Source organism: Janthinobacterium agaricidamnosum (genome assembly GCF_003667705.1).
In the GTDB taxonomy this organism is placed as follows: Bacteria; Pseudomonadota; Gammaproteobacteria; order Burkholderiales; family Burkholderiaceae_D; genus Janthinobacterium.
Map to the genome: position 1 here is coordinate 4,367,350 of NZ_CP033019.1, position 16,055 is coordinate 4,383,404.

Consider the following 16,055-nt stretch of genomic DNA (forward strand, 5'->3'; position numbering starts at 1 on the left):
ATGGCGTCGGGGCGCTTTTATGCTAGCAGCTTGACTAGCGAACCCGGCGGGGGACAGCATGCGCGATGCACGGCCCATCGACACACAGTTATTTCAACCCGACATCCCGGTACGGCTCGACATGCGCACGGCGGCGCTGGTCGAACATGCGCTGGCCTTGCAGGAAATGGCCGGCACGGGCGCCGCCGCCCTGTTTTTGCATTGCCACGACGTGCCCCTGCCCACCGCCTTGCGCGTGCTGACGACGGGACCGCGCCGCAAACCGGCCGGGCCGCATCTGTTTGCCCGCCTGCGTCCGCGCACGACCGCCCGGGTGCAAGGCGCGCCGCTACCGGCGCGCTGACGAATCCTGTACCATCGCCGCAACCTATCAAATGAGGCACGGCGATGCAGGCAGCGACACCCCACGATTCCTATGCGGCACTGATGGACCTGATCAAGGCGCGCCATGCGGAACTGAGCCCGCAATTCCAGGCCGGTGCCCGCTACCTGGCCGACCATCCGGACGAAGTGGCCGTCTCATCGATGCGCAGCATCGCCGCGCGCGCGCAGGTGCAGTCGGCCGCCCTCGTGCGCCTGGCGCAGCAGCTGGGCTTTGCCGGCTGGCCCGAACTGAAAGCCATCTTCGTCGAACGCCTGCGCGCGGGCCAGGCCGGCTATGCGGCAAAGGCGGGCGCGCTGGCCGGCAAAGAGGGGAAAGAGCGCGACCTGGTCACGGAAGTGTTCACGGCGCAGCAGCGCAACCTGGCCGCCACGGAAAGCGCCAACCACACCGCCCTGGACGCGGCCGCCAGCCTGCTGCAGGCGGCACCCCGCGTGCACGTGGCCGGCTTTCGCGCCGCCCATCCGATCGCCTACACCCTGCACTACCTGTACCGGCTGGTGCGCCCCAGCGTGCAGCTGCTGAGCGGCCAGGGCGGCACCCTGGAAATGGACTTGCGCGCCCTGCAGGCGGGCGAAGCCGTCGTCATCGTCAGCTTCGCGCCGTATTCGAGCGAAGCGCTGCTGGTGGCGCAGGCGGCGCGCCAGGCCGGCTGCCAGGTCGTCGCCATCAGCGACAGCGCCATGTCGCCGCTGGCCCTGCAGGCAGACGCCAGCATCGTCATCGCCGTCGACAGCCCCTCGTTCTTCCCTTCCATCGTGGCCGGCGTCGCTGCCGTGGAAAGCCTGGTGGAATTGCTGGTGGCGCGCGCGGGGCCGGATGCCGTCACGGCCATCGGCGCGGCGGAAAGCCAGCTGCGGGCGCTGGGCGCCTATGCAAAAACATCGAATGATGCAAATTAAAACAAAATACATCAATCGTTGCAATGCGGCGCAACGCCTCCTATAATCGGCCATTCCCCCTTTGCCGATAAGAAAGCGATGCCATGAGCCATGTCTTCCACCGCAGCCTGACCGCCACCTACCCTGTCGCCGCGGGCGGCGACGGTCCCTACCTGATCGATGCCGACGGCAAGCGCTACCTGGACGCCTGCGGTGGCGCCGCCGTCTCTTGCCTCGGCCATTCGGATGCGGCCGTGACCGCCGCCGTGCAGCGGCAGATTGCCACGATGGCGTACGCGCACAGCGCGTTTTTTACCAGCGAACCGATGGAGCAGCTGGCCGATTTTCTCGTCGCGCGGGCGCCTGCCGGCATCGACAGCGTGTATTTTGTCTCGGGCGGCTCGGAAGCGGTGGAAAGCGCGCTGAAAATGGCGCGCCAGTATTTCGTCGAGCGGGGCCAGCCGCAGCGCCGCCACGTCATCGCGCGCCGCCAGAGCTATCACGGCAACACCCTGGGCGCGCTGGCCACGGGCGGCAACGCCTGGCGCCGCCAGCAGTTCGAACCGCTGCTGATTGGCGTGACCCACGTATCACCCTGCTATGCCTGGCGCGACCAGCAGGCGCATGAAACGGATGCTGATTACGTGGCGCGCCTGGGCCAGGAGCTGGAAGACCATATCGCCGCACTGGGCGCGGAGAACGTCATGGCCTTCATCGCCGAGCCCGTCGTCGGCGCCACGGCCGGCGCCCTGCCCGCCGTCGCCGGCTATTTTGCGCGCATGCGCGCCATCTGCCAGCGCCACGGCATCCTCCTGATCCTCGACGAAGTCATGTGCGGCATGGGGCGCACGGGCAGCCTGTTCGCCTGCGAGCAGGAAGCCATCACTGCCGACCTGATCTGCATCGCCAAGGGCCTGGGCGCCGGCTACCAGCCCATCGGCGCCGTGATGGTGTCCAAGGACATCCGCGAGACCATCCGCACCGGCACGGGCTTCTTCCAGCACGGCCACACGTATATCGGCCACGCCACGGCCTGCGCCGCCGCCCTGGCCGTGCAGCGGCAGATCGAGGAGCGCGATTTATTGGCCAACGTGCGCGCCATGGGCAGCTTGCTGCAGGAGCGGCTGCGCCAGCGTTTCGGCGAGCACCCGCACGTGGGCGACATCCGCGGCCGCGGCCTGTTCCTGGGGCTGGAACTGGTGCAGGAGCGCGCCGGCAAACAGCCGTTCGACCCCGCCCGCCGCCAGCACGCGCGCATCAAGGCGCAAGCCATGCAGAACGGACTGATGTGCTACCCCATGGGCGGCACCATCGACGGCCTGCACGGCGACCACATCCTGCTGGCGCCGCCCTACATCATCGACACCAGCCACGTCGAGGAAATCGTTGACAAGCTGGGCATGGCCATCGACGCCTGCATCAGCTAAGGCCGCCCACTGTTGCCCACGGTAGAGATCAGGCTGGCGCCGCAGCTCGTCTTGTGCCCCTCGAAGGCCACGGGCACGCCATCGATCAGCACCTGCGGATCTCCCTCGGCGATCACGCAGCGCACATGGCCCTTGATCGGGCAGACGCAAGGGTCGCCCTTGCGCGCCACGGCCACGCCCAGCACCGTGCTGTTCGGCGCCGCGCCTACCACCTTGCCGCCGTGGCTGGTGGGGTCGTTCAAGCGGATCACGCCACGCATGCTCTTCTCCTTGAATAGGTCAAACGCCTCATTGCGAAAACCCCTGGTAATACTCGCGCGCATCGTGGCGCAAGCCCCACCAGGGCAGATATGCATGGTTGCCGCTGCGCGCGCGGAACCACGGTTTGTCGGGCCGGATCGGCCGCACGACGGCGGGCGGCGCCACCACCAGCGCCACGGGGGCAAGCAGGTCGCTGGTGCCGGCCACCAGCACGGGTTTACCGAAATGGTGCGCGTAAGCGATGCCCAGCGCCACGTTCGTCAGCGCCGTGCCCGCGCCCGTCTCGCCCAGCACGGCCGTCAGATTGAAGCTTTGCTTCAACAGATCGAATTCCGGCAATTGCACGGTAAGCGTCTGCGCCAGCGCACCGAGCCGCGCGGACGAATCCTGATGCGTATTGCCAGCGTCGTGGATGACATAACCGATCCCGGTTTCCGCTTGATTGGCCTTAGCCGCAGCCTCTTCGATGGCCGCCGTCCACGCCTTCACCAGGCGCGGCGGCTCGCCCTTTTTGATTTCAAAATCCGCCACCTGTTTGGTGCTCGGATAGCCGAGCCACGCCAGCGGCGCCCGCTCCGTTTTAAAGTCGGGGCCGGCCAGCACCAGCAGTACCAGGTTCTCGTTGATCTGCCGGTCCAGGGGACGGCTGGGCGCATCCCAATTCATGGCCCAGACGGTTTCCTTGGGGTGGGTTTGCAGATAGTCGAGCGCGGCGGAAAGTGACGTGAAACCGGCGTTGGGGCCGCCCATGGTGACGCGGACGTCGGGTGGGGTGGAGCGGGTCCACAGGGTGGGAGAGTGGATGTTGCCGATGCTAAAAGTCCTTGCAACTCTTTTGCGCACAAATGCTATCGTTTCGACCGGATCGAGCTTACCTTCTGGCAGGGCATATTCGATATGAATACCAGCCAACTCTCGCCAGCGTGATTTGTCCTCGGCTGAATGAACGTTATAAAAATATTCCGAGTCGGAGTAATACACATCATGGTACAAGTTCATTAACTCATTAATGTATTTTTCATGGTATCCATCGAAAGTTTCAGAGCCTTCATTACCTATAGCAATGGAGGCAATACTCTGCAACTTAGAATATTTTTCAGGTTTTTCTTTTACCATATCATCGTTCGGATTAGGCCGTGCCAGGCCAAGGGTCCAAAGTAGCTGCCATTCAGTGGGATAGTCTCTACGATGCAAAGGATTTAACCATTGCAACCCGACTACCTGAGCCAGAAATGGTCTCTGCACTAAAGATCCATCAATAGGAACGACAGGAGTCACTATGTTTGCCGATGTACGTAAACGGGCGCAAGCTGACAAAACTAAAACAATCAAAAACGCACCGAGTATAGATAACAATATAGATCTAGCCATGACATGATCTCCAACAAGATAAATATTTACTTAATATTTAGGAATTTATATGAAATGTGATTTCTCTTTATAAAAATGCTCGTTCACCGAAATTAGGACGAGAATCAAGAGCAGGGTTCTCTCTCACGTCAACTATGGATACAGGAAGATTTCCTTCTCCACCAGTCTGCTGAGACCATTGAGTAATGGTCAAACCATGCAATTTCCCATCATTAAAATATTCTTCGAACAATTTAGCGGATTCAGTATTATTTAGTGCCCTCAACAACCGCCAATCCGCCGCCACCCTCAACTTGCGCAGCTGGTCCGGCTTGATGCGGCACACGCCCACCGCCACGTCATACGCAAGCGCCCGCTCTGAGTGCATGGGGTTGGTCAGGATGGTGGAATGGTCGGTGGCGTAGGCGCCGGCCTGACTGGACATCATTTCCCCTACCCGCGTGCTGCGCCATTGCAGGTACTCGGCGTCGGGCGTGGCGTTGGGCATTTCCTGTTGCACTTTTTGACCCTCGGGACTTTTCCCTTCCCGTACGGCTTGCGCGCGTATCACCGCGCGCTGCTCGAATCGCAGGCGCGCCTCGTCATCGGCCGTGCCCCTGGCCCTGTCCATGCGTTTGGCTTCGTTTTTCCCAGCCAGCCCCTGCAAGCCGCCGGGCGGAATCTCATGATCGGCAAGGTAATCGTCGCCGGGCGCGCGTTGCTTGCCGGCCTGGCGCGATTCGCCGGGCGGCTCGTAGCCTTCGTCGAATTCCTCGCTGGTCTGGCCAAAGCGCAAGGACTGCGGCTTAAAGGGCGGCAGCAAGTCGGGCGCGTTCAGTTCGATTTTCCAATCTTTGTGGGGCGAGGCATTGCAGGGGCTGCGAGCCAGGCCCGTGGCCACGATGAACAGGGGCGCAAACCCGACCGTCAGGATGGTGGACAAGCGGCTCTCCTGACTGGCCTCGACGCCCTGTTTAATGGAATACGACGCATATTTCTGCGCCGGAAACCAGAAATCGTTGCCGCCCGACGCAGGCTTGCGCCAGTGATCGCGCCAGTAGTGATAGCTGCCCTGCTTGCCCACCTCAAAACCCTGGGCAAACACGCGCTGCACGCACACGCCTGCCGCCTCGGTGGCAGCCAGTTCGCCGCCGTCCTTGCCGTCCTTGGCCAGCGAACCCGACAGGCCGCGCCAGCCGATGCCCTCGATGGCCACGGACGACACCACCACATCGTGCGGATTGCAATAGATGGTCACCCTGCCATACGATGATTTCTTGCCGCCCCGGGCGGCGCCGGCAATCCCGTATTGCTCGCGGTCCGCCGCGGCGGAAAAACCGTGCTCCAGATTGGCCATGCAGCGGTCGATTTCCTCGTCCGTCTGCACCTCGCCCAGGCTGGCGCGCTGGCCGATGATGGCAAAGAAGTTTTTCAAGGTGGCGATGCGCGCCTGCACCGTCACCCTGCCCGTGCTGCCGTCCGCCGCGCGCAGGTTGCCGGCCACCCAGTTCTCGGCGCTATTGCATTTCGCCAGGCTGTACGGCGAATTACAAATCACATAGTTGTCGGCCACGCAGGGAACGCCATCCACCTTGGGCAGACGGGTGCCCAGAAAGGCCGCCGCCATCGCCACCATCGTGCCCTGGCTGTGGCACACGATGGTGACGGGCACGTCGGCCTGCTGTTGGCGGATGGCTTCGACCAGCTTGGCCAGGCGGTAGGCGGCCAGCACGAAATACGGGCGCGGCGGGCAGCTGTACACTTGCCGTTCCGGGAAGGGATTCATGTGCTGGATGGTGTTCCACAAGAATAAACCCTCGCTCAGCCCGTCCTTCCACAGGTCGGCCAGCGCGCTGCAGCCATTGGCAAACGGCCCGCCACCCCAGTAATTGTCTTCGTTCAGGTAGATGCACTTGCCGTATTGCTGCAGTTCCTCGCCGGAAGCCTTGTAGCCCCAGCGAAAACGGATCACGGGAGAAAAAGTGCCGGCATCGCGGATCAAGGTATCGGCCGACATCTCCGGATGGAGAAAGCCTTCGGCCGTGATTTCGGCGCCATAGCTGACCGGCTTCAGTTCGCCGCCTTCCACGCCACGGTGCTGCATATGATGGCAGGAACGCTTGAGGCGTTCGTTGAGGCCGTTGCACAGTCCCTCTTCGGCCGCCGCGTACCACTCGCCATCGGAATTGACGCCGTGCACGAAGATCACGATGCCGGGCAGCGGCAGTTGCTGCAGCGTGTCCCGGTCGCTGCTCTGGAAATTGGCGTTGCAGGAAAACTGACCGAGGATATCGATTTCGGGGTCGTCGCACAGCGGCGGGTGGGGATCGAATTGCATGGTGTGCTCTCCAGTGACGGGGGTTCAGGAACGGCGGCGGAAGAAAAATCCCTTCAGCCGCTGCAGGTGGTCGGTCGCCACCTTCGGCCCGCGCCCGTCGGCACCGCTGACGCCCGTCAAGGGACTGTCGCCTTCGCGCTCGATGTGCACTTCCACGCCTTCGACGGGCAAGCCGTCGGTGGGACGCAGCAAGCGCGGCACGCGGCCCAGCTCGCCTTCGCCGAAGGTGGGCAGTTCCGCCTTCATGCTGGCCGGGCCGCTCCAGTGGTGGCCATCGGTCTTCACCGTCAGTGCGCCGGGACCGCCCAGTTCCACCGCGCCGCCGGACAGTTTCAGGTAGGCGCCACCCGCCGTCATGAAGGTGATTTCGTCCTGCGCCATGCCGACCAGGCGCGTGCCGGCCGTCAGGCGGATGTCCTTGGCGGCGTCCGCCTGCAGCAGGTCGTGCTGGCTTTGCAGCAAAAATTTGCCGAAATGGGCCACCTGCACGATGCCATCCTGGTGCGCGAACAGGGAAATGCCCTTGCCCCCGTTGACGTTGCAGCGCTGGGCCGCGCTCAGTTGCAGATGCTGCTGGGCCACCATGTCGATATTCGCGCCCGCGTTGCCGGCAATGGTCCGGGGCGTGCTCAGCGCCACACCCTCGGGCGCCGTGATGCTGACGGCGGGCTGGTCGGCGGCAATCGCCGCTCCCAGCGCCTTGCTGCCGGCCGCGTCCAGCGCCAGTGCCTGGTGCTGGGCGGCAAACTCGCCCAAGGAGCTAAACAATTCCAGGCACTCCTTCATCACGGCGGCATGCTCGTTGCCGTCGAGCTGCTTGCCGCTGGCACCCAGCTGTTTCCAGGCCGAAATCAGCAGCGAGCGGGCCGTGCGCACGCTGCCGCTGGCGTCGCTGCGCAATTCAAAGCCGTCGCCGCGCTGCCGCCCTACGCCGTCGCTGCGCGGCTCGGTCAGGTAGCCGAGGTTCAATTGCGTGGCCGCCTGGTCGCTGGCCAGTTGCGCGCTGATTTGCGACGGCGTGTCGTCAAAGCACAGCTGGTTGCCGCGCCCGCCCCGCACTTCGCGGCTGCGCATGCCGGACAGATAACGGTTGCCCGGCAAGGCGCCGCGGCTGCTCAGGCCGGGTGGCGCGCCCACGGCGTTGTACAGCTGGCCCACGATGATGGGCCGGTCCGGGTCGCCGCCAAGAAAATCGATCAGCACTTCCGCGCCGATGCGTGGCAAGCTCAAGGTGCCGCATTGTTTGCCGCTGCCCGGGCCATTGCCGGTCCAGCTCGACGCCACGCGCACCCAGGCCGAATCGCGCTCCGTATCGGAAGCACCGGAACCGTTGGCATGCGCGTGGTCCGGCGCGCGCGTCGCAACAAAACGCACCTTGACGCGCCCCAGCGCATCGCAATGCACTTCCTCGCCGGCAGGCCCGACGACCAGCGCGCTTTGCAGGCGGACGACGGGGAAATCGCTGCGCGGATCAAAAGCGGGCACGATGGCGATGCCACGCCGCACGCAGGTAAAACGGTTGCGGTAGCGCAAAGCCGCCTGGCCATCGGCGCCGGCCCCTTGTGCCAGAGCGGCATCGCACTGCCAGCCGCTCTGTGCAAACAGGCGCCCGACCCTGGCATCGAGCCCTGTCGGCAAGTTATTGCTGGCAGCCACGTTCAAGGCCGTGATGACGAAACTGCGCTCGGCCACCGGGTGGCAGTCGATATCGGCATGCCCTTCCAGGCTGAACCATTGGCCCGCGCAAAAGTCGCGCACGCAGCCTTCTCCCTGGAAACACTTGCTGTCCATGTCGTGACGTGCCATCGCCAGCTGGCCCAATTGCCGCAATTCGTCATTGCTGCCGGCGGCCAGCGGCGGCTCCACGATATAGTCGTCGAGACTGGCCGCCAGGCGATTGCCATTCCCGCCCTGATCTGCTCCGCTGTGAGACTGCGTGGCCATGAACTGCGGACTGTGCGGGTGGCCATCGTCCCAGCTGTAGCATTCGAACTTTCCCGCTTGCAAGCGACGCACCGCACTCCAGGCCGTCACGGTATCCCTTTCCTCGGTGGCGTCGTCGCGGTGATAGCGTACCGTGCCGGCCGCATTTTCCGGCAGGCGGCTGGCGTCGTCGAACAGCAGCAGAGCATGCACGGGCATGGTGGTGGCGTTCGCGCTGGCGGTCGCTGCCGCCTGGAAACACCAGGCGATGCCGCGGCGCCTGAGCAGGCGGCGGATAAAGGCGGCATCGGATTCATTGTGCTGCATCGTGAATTCGCGCACGGGCAAGCTGCGCGCCGCCAGCGCCGCATCGATGGTGAGATCCAGGCTGGCGGCGAGCACGCTATTGCCCTGCCGCCACTCCTCAAACAGGAGCTGCACGATCTGCAATTCATGCTTGTTGCGAAACACGCGCGTGTTGACGCGTTTTTCCATCAACGCCAGGCCGTCGCGCAGCACCAGTTGATAGGTCGCCAGACCGCCATCGCTTTGCCCCGCGCTCGCTTCGGCGACGATGCCGCAGACCCTGCGCAGCTGCCCCTGGTCCGTCACGATCTGCAATTCGGCCGGCACGGCGATGAACTGTTTCAGCGGCAACCGCGCTTCGGTGGCGACGCACAGGATGCGGTATTCCAGGCCACCGCAGACGGCCTCGCTTCCGCTGATGCGCTGCGGCAGCAAGACATCCTCATTGCTGCCTTCCGGATAAGCGAGGCGCAGCCGCAAGGCTCGGTTACCAGCGGTCAAGGCCTTGTCCACGGCCAGCCATTGCGCGAAGTCTTCCATGGTTTTCTTCCTTCCAGCGGTCATCGGGGCACAATATGTATGGCGGTCTCAGGCGGAACCATCGAATCGTATGTCGTAATGCATGTCGTCACGGTCGCGAGCCGGCAGCTTGCCGGCCAGAAAGGCATCCTGCGCCAGGCAGGCGCCCATGCCCAGGACGCAGGTGCGCACGTCTTCCCGCCGCAGCACCAGGCGTATCTCGAAGCCCACGCCGGGCAAGCCGAACAGCGCCAGCATCTGGCGCAGGGCCAGCGCGCCCGTCCGGCCGGGCAAGAAATCCTCGTAGACACGGCGCTCCAACGGTCCCAGCACCAGGCGCACGCGCAAGTCGGCGCGCCGGCAGCGCTCGCCCAGCATGGCGCCGTGCCCCAGCCGGGCGTGCGCGGTGGCCAGCAGGGTGCGCTCCTGCGGCGCGCGCCGGAACCAGGCACCCACAAAACGCTGCATGCGCACGGGCACGCCAAAATACTCGGCCAGCACCGCCTGCATCACATCGGCCGCCACGGGCCGATGCCGCAGCAAGGCCGCGTAATGGGCCAGCACATGCGCAGGCAAGCCATCCGCCTGCCGTGCCACCTCGGCAGGCCAGGCACCGGCCAGGGCCAGTTGCAGGGGCAGGAAATCGCCGCCGTTGGCGTCCATCTGGCATTCGATGCGGTAACGTGCCCAGGCCTGGTAAAACAGGGCCAGCGCGCGCTGCGACAGCGTATCGAGCCAGTCACGGGGACCGCCATCGCCCGTTTGCCGTTCGTGGCGGGCGAACGTTTCCGTGTAATGCAGCGGCAAGCTGCCATGCACGCCCAAAAAACCCAGCATTGCCGCTCGCACATGCACCTGCGTATGACCATCTGCTTCCTGCTCCAGCCACAGCTGTTCGATTTCTCCCGGCGCAAACGACAGCGATGCGCTGCCATGCAGGCGCAGGCAATCATCAAACACCTGCTCCTGCGAGATACCCTGCTGCATCAGCCAGGCAGACAGCAGCCGCACCGCCTGAAAGAAAGTGGTGCCGGACGGGTCGGCCAGCAGGCGCGCGACTACACCAGCGCCTGGTTTCCATTGCGGGGCAGGCAGCACAGCAACTCCTTTCCAGTCTTCTGCGACAAGACGATCAGGCGGGTAAACGAGCCCAGGTGCACGTACAGCCCGAGAAAACGTTCGATCACCTGAGCAAACGCATGCAAGCCGCTGCCGACAAAGGCGTCCTCATCGACGGATAGCAGGACGTCGATGCCGAACACCAGGCTGCCGCCCGCCTCATCCTGCAGCCAGGTACTGGCGGCGCGCTGGCGCAGTCCCGTCATGCCCGCGATCTGGCGCGCGGCGCTGGCCGAACCGGGCAAGTTGTACAACTCGAGTATTTGCTTGAAGAGCGGCAACCCCTGCTCGCTCAGCGACTGATGATTCAGGGACAGTTGTGCGATCAGCCGCCAGTGCGACGCCACTCCCGCAGGGAAGCGGCAAGCCGCGCTGGGCTTGCGCAGCAGGCGCACCGGCAAGGCGCTGGCGACCCCGTCATGGCGCAAGTCGCCCGCGGCATTGCCGAACACCAGGCGGCTGGGCAAATCGCGGTTGCTGCAGGTGAGCATGATGGACACCGTTTGCGTGGCGTCGTGCAGCGGCTGCATGGTGCCGTCGACAAAGGCGATGCGCATGTCGTAGCCGGGATTGCTCAGCGCCATGTCTTCGTCGCGCCGCGTCACCCAGTAGCGCCCCTGACGGCCGCCCGCCTCGCCGTGGCGCATCGAATAAAACGGGTAAAACGTGTCCAGCGCGGCGCCCTGCGCCGTTTCACCGAGCACCTGCACACTGTCGACGCTGTGGATATCGTAGCAATGCGCCTGTCTGACCGATGGCAGCAGCACATGCTCGGCGCTCGCGTGCGTCAGGCGGATGGGATTGGCCGCCTGGCGGAACAGGTTGACGACGGGCGTGCATCCCGTCACCAGATGCCTTGCTGACAGGGGCCGCAGGATGCGCGCGATATCCGCATCGGCCTGCACGTCGGCCAGCAGAAGATGCACGGTGCAACGCCGGCACGCCGGAGGCAACAGCGGGCGCAGCGCGGCCATGTCCAGGTCGACGAAATTGAATTTATCCGGAAAGGCAAACCATTCGCCCAGCAGGCGGTAGGCAGGATGCGAGGCGGCTCGGGCCGGTATCAAGGCGTCTTCGGCGGCAAAACCGACCGGATGCAAGGGCACCGCGTCCAGCGCATGCCAGGCGCCATCGACTTCCACACAGGCGCGGCGCGTGCGCAGGAACAGGCTATCGCGCAAGGTGGCGCAAAACGCAGGCTCGCCGTCGAGGAACAGGCGCAGCATCGGCAGCGGCAGCCCGTCCAGTGTGGATGTGGCGCCCGTCGCTTCGAGCGTGACGCTGATCGCCGCCCCCAAGTCCGGCGTCAGGCGCAGTGCGGGCGGCGCCGCCACGATGGACTGAAAGCGCACGTCGGACAGGCGCAGCGGCGCCACGGCGACATCGTAGACGGTGGTGAACTTGCAGGTGACGCCCTGATGCTCGGCAGCATGCATGACCGTGCCGCGCGGGATCATGGCCGGCTCGGTCACCGTCGCAAGATCGTTATCGATGCGGGCAATGGCGCAGGCAGGAAACGGGCGCAAATAATGGGGAAAGTTCACCTCCAACAAGGTTTCGCTGAAGGTGCCGAAACCATCGGCCAGCCGTTTGGCCGTACGTGCGTTGAACATGGCAAACGCCTGCAGCATGCGCGCCAGGTGCGGGTCGCCCATGTCGCCGCCCTGGATGCCCAGCGCCCCCGCGATGGCCGGATAGCGCCGGGCAAACGCCTGGTTGTGCGCATGCAAGGTGCCCAGTTCGCGCTCGTAAAATTGCAACAACTCATCCATGCCCGCTCCCAACGCCTGACCCGCACATGTAGGTACAGCCCCATCTGCATTATTGAGGAAGCGGGGAAAAGGAAAATTGAGTTTGAACAAGATTGCAAGCATGAATCGGCAAGCAATGCCTCGCCCACGCCAGCAACTTTTGTTCACTCCTTGTCAATACTAATTGACTTATTCGAAACAATCGTTTTAAATCAGGAAGTTACTCAAAATCAATCATTTTGCGCACACAGCCATCGCAATTCCCTCTCCGATGCCTGATGCGCACCTTGATGCACTCCGAAGCCAAGGTATATGGAACTGCTCGACTCCCTGCGTCAGACCCCGTCGCAAGACGACACGATCAGCGGGCACTACGAAGTGCGCCGCTTGCTGGGCGAGGGCGGTTTCGGCCATGTCTTCGAAGCCTGGGATGCCAAGCTATGCCGTAGCGTGGCGCTGAAACGCCTGAAACCGCAAGCCGACGTGCTGCATCCGGAAAAACTCATCAATGAAGCGCGCCTGGCCGCCTCGCTCAAGCATGCGGCCTTCGTGCGCATCTTCGCCATCGAGGGCCAGGGCACGGGCCAGTCCATCGTCATGGAACTGGTCGAAGGCCAGACCCTGGGCCAGTTCATGCACGGCGGCCAGGCTGACCTGCGGCCGGCGCTCGACATCGCCTACCAGATCGCCGATGCGATGGACGAGGCGCACGCCATGGACCTCGTGCACGGCGACCTGAAACCGTCAAACCTGATGCTGGAAGCAAACGGCAAGGTGCGCATCCTCGACTTCGGCCTGGCCCGCCACATCGACCCGCAAGCGACGCAAACGACCACCCTGTGCGACTTGCAGGGCACCATCGCCTACATGGCGCCCGAGCGCCTGATGGGCCGCCTGCCCGACACGCGCGGCGACGTGTATGCCTTGGGCGCCATGCTGTACGAAATGCTGGCCGGCCAGCGCCACTTCGCCCATCTGAACGGCCTGGCCCTGGCCGCCGCCCACATGCAGGCGACGGCACCGTGGCCCGACCTGCCCGCCTCCGTCCCGCCCGCCATCAACGCCCTCGTGCGCGCGATGACGGCGCACGATCCGGCCGAACGGCCACGCACCATGCGCGACGTGCGCGAGGCGATAGGGGGGGGGCACAGAGAGACGACAACATTGGCAACACCTGTCGTGGCGACGCCACCGCCATTAGATGTGGCGCCCGCAGTCTCTATCCGCTTGCCCATTCCACGCAAGCGCACATTACAAATCACTGCCGGGATTGCGCTGCTGGCTTTGGCTGCATGGCAAATGCCAATCATTTCTTCCACAGTGAAGTCATTCATCACAGCCAAAGAAGCGCCCGCACCTTTTTCGGAAATCGCCAGCATGGCAGCCGGTATGGAAGCTCTGCGGGTTTTCGACCGCGAGACCAGCCAGACGCAAGCGATCGAACATTTCAACACGGTACTCAAGCATAGTCCGCACAATGCGGCCGCAGCGGCAGGTCTCTCCCTCGCCTACAGCCTGCGCTATATTGGCGATGGCCGCGATGATACCTGGCTCCAGCGCGCCGATGCCAGTGCCCAGCAGGCCCTGATGTCCGACAATCAAGTGGCGCTGGCCCATGTCGCCCATGCTTGGGTTCTGGATCTTCAAGGCAAGCAGGATGCGGCAATGCAGGCAACGGCGATTGCGCTCAATCTCGATCCACATAATATGCTGGGACTTGCAGGCAAAGCGCGCCTGTTGATACAGGCAAGTAAATTTGACTTGGCTCAAGTGACGCTGGACAAGGCCATCGAAATTTATCCACGCGAACGCCTTTTCCCTTTGCTCTTAGGCATGATGCGTTATCGTCAAACAGATTATGCAATGGCAGAGCAAGCCTTCCGCACCAGCATAAAACTGGACCCGCAATCGTCAAACGCCTACGCCTATCTGAATGCGGTTCTCCTACGCCAGAATCGCAATGATGAGGCACTTCAAGTACTTCAACAAGGCTTGCAACTACAACCGCATTGGGAGCTATACAGCAACCTTGGTACAAGCCTCTTTGCGAAAGGCGACTATTTAGGAGCAGTGCAGGCTTTTGAAAATGCAGTCTCATCCAATAAGGGTGGCCCTGGCATTTATATGCTTTGGGCTAACCTTGCTGATGCACAACGTTGGATCCCTGCACAAGCCGCCGCCTCCAAAAAATCTTATCAACGCGCAGTCACATTGCTCAAGCCGATATTGGCGCGCCAGCCTGACAATGCCACCTTTAACTCCCGTATGGCGCTGTACTCAGCCTATCTGGGAGAAAAAAAATATGCCATGGAACGGATGCGGCAAGCTATTTCAATTGCACCTGACAGCGCTGATGTCCATTTCAGAGCAGCCTTGACCCATGAGTTACTTGGCAATCGTACAGAAGCGATTCAGGCAGTGCTACATGCCTCCAAACTCGGCTACCCCATCAACCTGATCGATTCGGCCCCCGATCTGTTGAACCTGCGGCGAGATGCCCGCTACCAGCAATTTCTTATCAACATGGAAAGAGATAGTAAAAAATGACACTTGTAAGCCCTTGGATGAAGCTATCCGTACACTTCGATGCAGATCAAATCACCAACCAATTGGATTACAGCTTCACCTCGTGCGATGGAACGGCAGACCCCCGCCACGGTCCCTACATGGGCGGCGTACACTTCCAGAAAGGCCAGCACGTTTACCTCGACGTTACCTGCTGTGGCTCCAAGGAAAGCGGCTTCACCTCGTTCCAGATCGTCGACTGCTGCATCATCACCGTACCGCAATTGACGCAAATCGGTCCGAAAGTACCGACCGTGTACTCGCCGCCATCCCCATTCTTGCAAGCCGTGGGCGCCACCTATCATTTACCACTGGACTTCGAAATTCAGCAACTGCTGGGCGAACCGGAACTGCCGCCCCTGCACCGCATCCGCCAGGAGTGGAAACACAATCTGGACGTAGGCTATGCTGCCGGTCGCTGGGAATTGTCCTTCGTCATGACCGTGCGCATTATGCGCGGCGAAGACGTTCAACCGGAACTGCGCGTATTTTCTTTCGACCCGGAAAGTTCGGTCGGCGGTACCGTCGCTCTTTAAGGTCTGGCACCACTGGCTGAAACAGAAACGCATTACTGGAACAGGGCGCGAGCCCTTACGCGCCACTACCCTGTAAAACGCGAATGACGCCAGGCTTTATGTCAGCACACAAGCTAGTGTGCTGACCGTCAGTAGTAGACGCGTTGTTGGCTGGAGATATTCCTTCCTCGCAGGTATCTACTCCGCCTCGGCCGACTTTGAAAAATGGGCGTGTCCCGCGACCTTCGCCAGTTCCAGTGCCAAATTTCAGTAATATGGATGGTGACATAACCATTCTGACGCCACTCACTTCCTTGTCCTGACCGCATCGAAATAAAAGCCGTTCCAATAGACCAGGATGCGGCCCGGTTCCTTCAAAAAGAGGTGGGTGCAGCAGACGTCGATCTCCGTGACCGGGTCGGGCAACCCCATGTTTGCCGAGCTCACATGCCCCTGCTCTTGAAACGAGCGCGCCAAGTCGTTGACGCTTCGCTCGTAGCTCGGCGATGCACACGCCGCTCCATTAAACACGAACTTGTCCTTGGTGACCGCGACGGTTTTGCCGATCAACGCGCGCGCCTGCCGGTCCGACATCGAGGCGATGTCGGCGGCGTCGATCACCTTCGTCAACCGCTACTGGCCAAGGATGTCAGCGTTGAGCTCGGCTCCGGCGCGCACGCCAGGAACTGACTCGGCATCCACAGCCGCCGTTCCGACG

The 16,055-nt window shown here is 62.8% G+C and carries 12 protein-coding genes; 5 read left to right on the forward strand and 7 right to left on the reverse strand.

The window, feature by feature from the left end; translation table 11 throughout:
• The first annotated feature begins 58 nt into the window (after positions 1 to 58).
• The 3 genes from D9M09_RS19750 (at position 59) to D9M09_RS19760 (ending at position 2,690) form a co-directional block, all read left to right on the forward strand.
• Positions 59 to 343, forward strand: coding sequence for a hypothetical protein (locus D9M09_RS19750; RefSeq protein WP_162995521.1), 285 nt, complete (start codon positions 59 to 61; stop codon positions 341 to 343).
• A gap of 44 nt (positions 344 to 387) precedes the next feature.
• Positions 388 to 1,284, forward strand: coding sequence for a MurR/RpiR family transcriptional regulator (locus D9M09_RS19755; RefSeq protein ID WP_230505722.1), 897 nt, complete (start codon positions 388 to 390; stop codon positions 1,282 to 1,284).
• Between the two features lie 83 nt (positions 1,285 to 1,367).
• A complete protein-coding gene (locus D9M09_RS19760) occupies positions 1,368 to 2,690 on the forward strand; it encodes an aspartate aminotransferase family protein (RefSeq protein WP_121670202.1) in 1,323 nt (440 codons plus the stop codon).
• On the opposite strand, the gene D9M09_RS19765 is transcribed toward D9M09_RS19760, so the two are convergent.
• From D9M09_RS19765 to tssF, 6 genes are all read right to left on the reverse strand, one after another.
• Complete coding sequence (locus D9M09_RS19765; protein ID WP_070221412.1) at positions 2,687 to 2,950, reverse strand: PAAR domain-containing protein; 264 nt, start codon at positions 2,948 to 2,950, stop codon at positions 2,687 to 2,689. The genes D9M09_RS19760 and D9M09_RS19765 overlap by 4 nt on opposite strands.
• A gap of 28 nt (positions 2,951 to 2,978) precedes the next feature.
• Complete coding sequence (locus D9M09_RS19770; protein WP_240453426.1) at positions 2,979 to 3,794, reverse strand: hypothetical protein; 816 nt, start codon at positions 3,792 to 3,794, stop codon at positions 2,979 to 2,981.
• A 595-nt stretch (positions 3,795 to 4,389) separates the two neighbouring features.
• Positions 4,390 to 6,639: a T6SS effector phospholipase Tle3 domain-containing protein gene (locus tag D9M09_RS19775; RefSeq protein ID WP_070311017.1), complete on the reverse strand. Its 2,250-nt coding sequence runs from the start codon at positions 6,637 to 6,639 to the stop codon at positions 4,390 to 4,392.
• 24 nt (positions 6,640 to 6,663) lie between these two features.
• Positions 6,664 to 9,408: a type VI secretion system Vgr family protein gene (locus D9M09_RS19780; RefSeq protein WP_121670203.1), complete on the reverse strand. Its 2,745-nt coding sequence runs from the start codon at positions 9,406 to 9,408 to the stop codon at positions 6,664 to 6,666.
• Positions 9,409 to 9,456: 48 nt separating this feature from the next.
• Positions 9,457 to 10,485 carry a type VI secretion system baseplate subunit TssG gene (tssG, locus tag D9M09_RS19785; protein ID WP_083286936.1) on the reverse strand — a complete coding sequence of 343 codons (1,029 nt, stop codon included), beginning with the start codon at positions 10,483 to 10,485 and terminating at the stop codon, positions 9,457 to 9,459.
• The gene (gene tssF / locus D9M09_RS19790) at positions 10,446 to 12,278 is read right to left on the reverse strand and encodes a type VI secretion system baseplate subunit TssF (protein WP_121670204.1); all 1,833 of its coding nucleotides are present in this window, start codon (positions 12,276 to 12,278) and stop codon (positions 10,446 to 10,448) included. Before tssF ends, tssG begins: the two co-directional genes overlap by 40 nt.
• A gap of 291 nt (positions 12,279 to 12,569) precedes the next feature.
• Here tssF and D9M09_RS19795 point away from each other — a divergent pair, with 291 nt between their 5' ends.
• Positions 12,570 to 14,804, forward strand: coding sequence for a serine/threonine-protein kinase (locus D9M09_RS19795; protein ID WP_121670205.1), 2,235 nt, complete (start codon positions 12,570 to 12,572; stop codon positions 14,802 to 14,804).
• A gap of 17 nt (positions 14,805 to 14,821) precedes the next feature.
• A complete protein-coding gene (locus tag D9M09_RS19800; RefSeq protein WP_070221418.1) occupies positions 14,822 to 15,358 on the forward strand; it encodes a hypothetical protein in 537 nt (178 codons plus the stop codon).
• A 285-nt stretch (positions 15,359 to 15,643) separates the two neighbouring features.
• Here the strand turns inward: D9M09_RS19800 and D9M09_RS19805 are convergent, their stop codons facing one another.
• Positions 15,644 to 15,967: a hypothetical protein gene (locus tag D9M09_RS19805; RefSeq protein WP_070311015.1), complete on the reverse strand. Its 324-nt coding sequence runs from the start codon at positions 15,965 to 15,967 to the stop codon at positions 15,644 to 15,646.
• Positions 15,968 to 16,055: the final 88 nt, after the last annotated feature.

Excerpts from the sequence above, each read along its gene's own strand:
- D9M09_RS19750 (WP_162995521.1), top strand. The coding sequence starts at position 59 with ATGCGCGATGCACGGCCCATCGACACACAGTTATTTCAACCCGACATC.
- D9M09_RS19755 (WP_230505722.1), top strand. The coding sequence starts at position 388 with ATGCAGGCAGCGACACCCCACGATTCCTATGCGGCACTGATGGACCTG.
- D9M09_RS19760 (WP_121670202.1), top strand. The coding sequence starts at position 1,368 with ATGAGCCATGTCTTCCACCGCAGCCTGACCGCCACCTACCCTGTCGCC.
- D9M09_RS19765 (WP_070221412.1), bottom strand. The coding sequence starts at position 2,950 with ATGCGTGGCGTGATCCGCTTGAACGACCCCACCAGCCACGGCGGCAAG.
- D9M09_RS19775 (WP_070311017.1), bottom strand. The coding sequence starts at position 6,639 with ATGCAATTCGATCCCCACCCGCCGCTGTGCGACGACCCCGAAATCGAT.
- D9M09_RS19780 (WP_121670203.1), bottom strand. The coding sequence starts at position 9,408 with ATGGAAGACTTCGCGCAATGGCTGGCCGTGGACAAGGCCTTGACCGCT.
- tssF (WP_121670204.1), bottom strand. The coding sequence starts at position 12,278 with ATGGATGAGTTGTTGCAATTTTACGAGCGCGAACTGGGCACCTTGCAT.
- D9M09_RS19795 (WP_121670205.1), top strand. The coding sequence starts at position 12,570 with ATGGAACTGCTCGACTCCCTGCGTCAGACCCCGTCGCAAGACGACACG.
- D9M09_RS19800 (WP_070221418.1), top strand. The coding sequence starts at position 14,822 with ATGAAGCTATCCGTACACTTCGATGCAGATCAAATCACCAACCAATTG.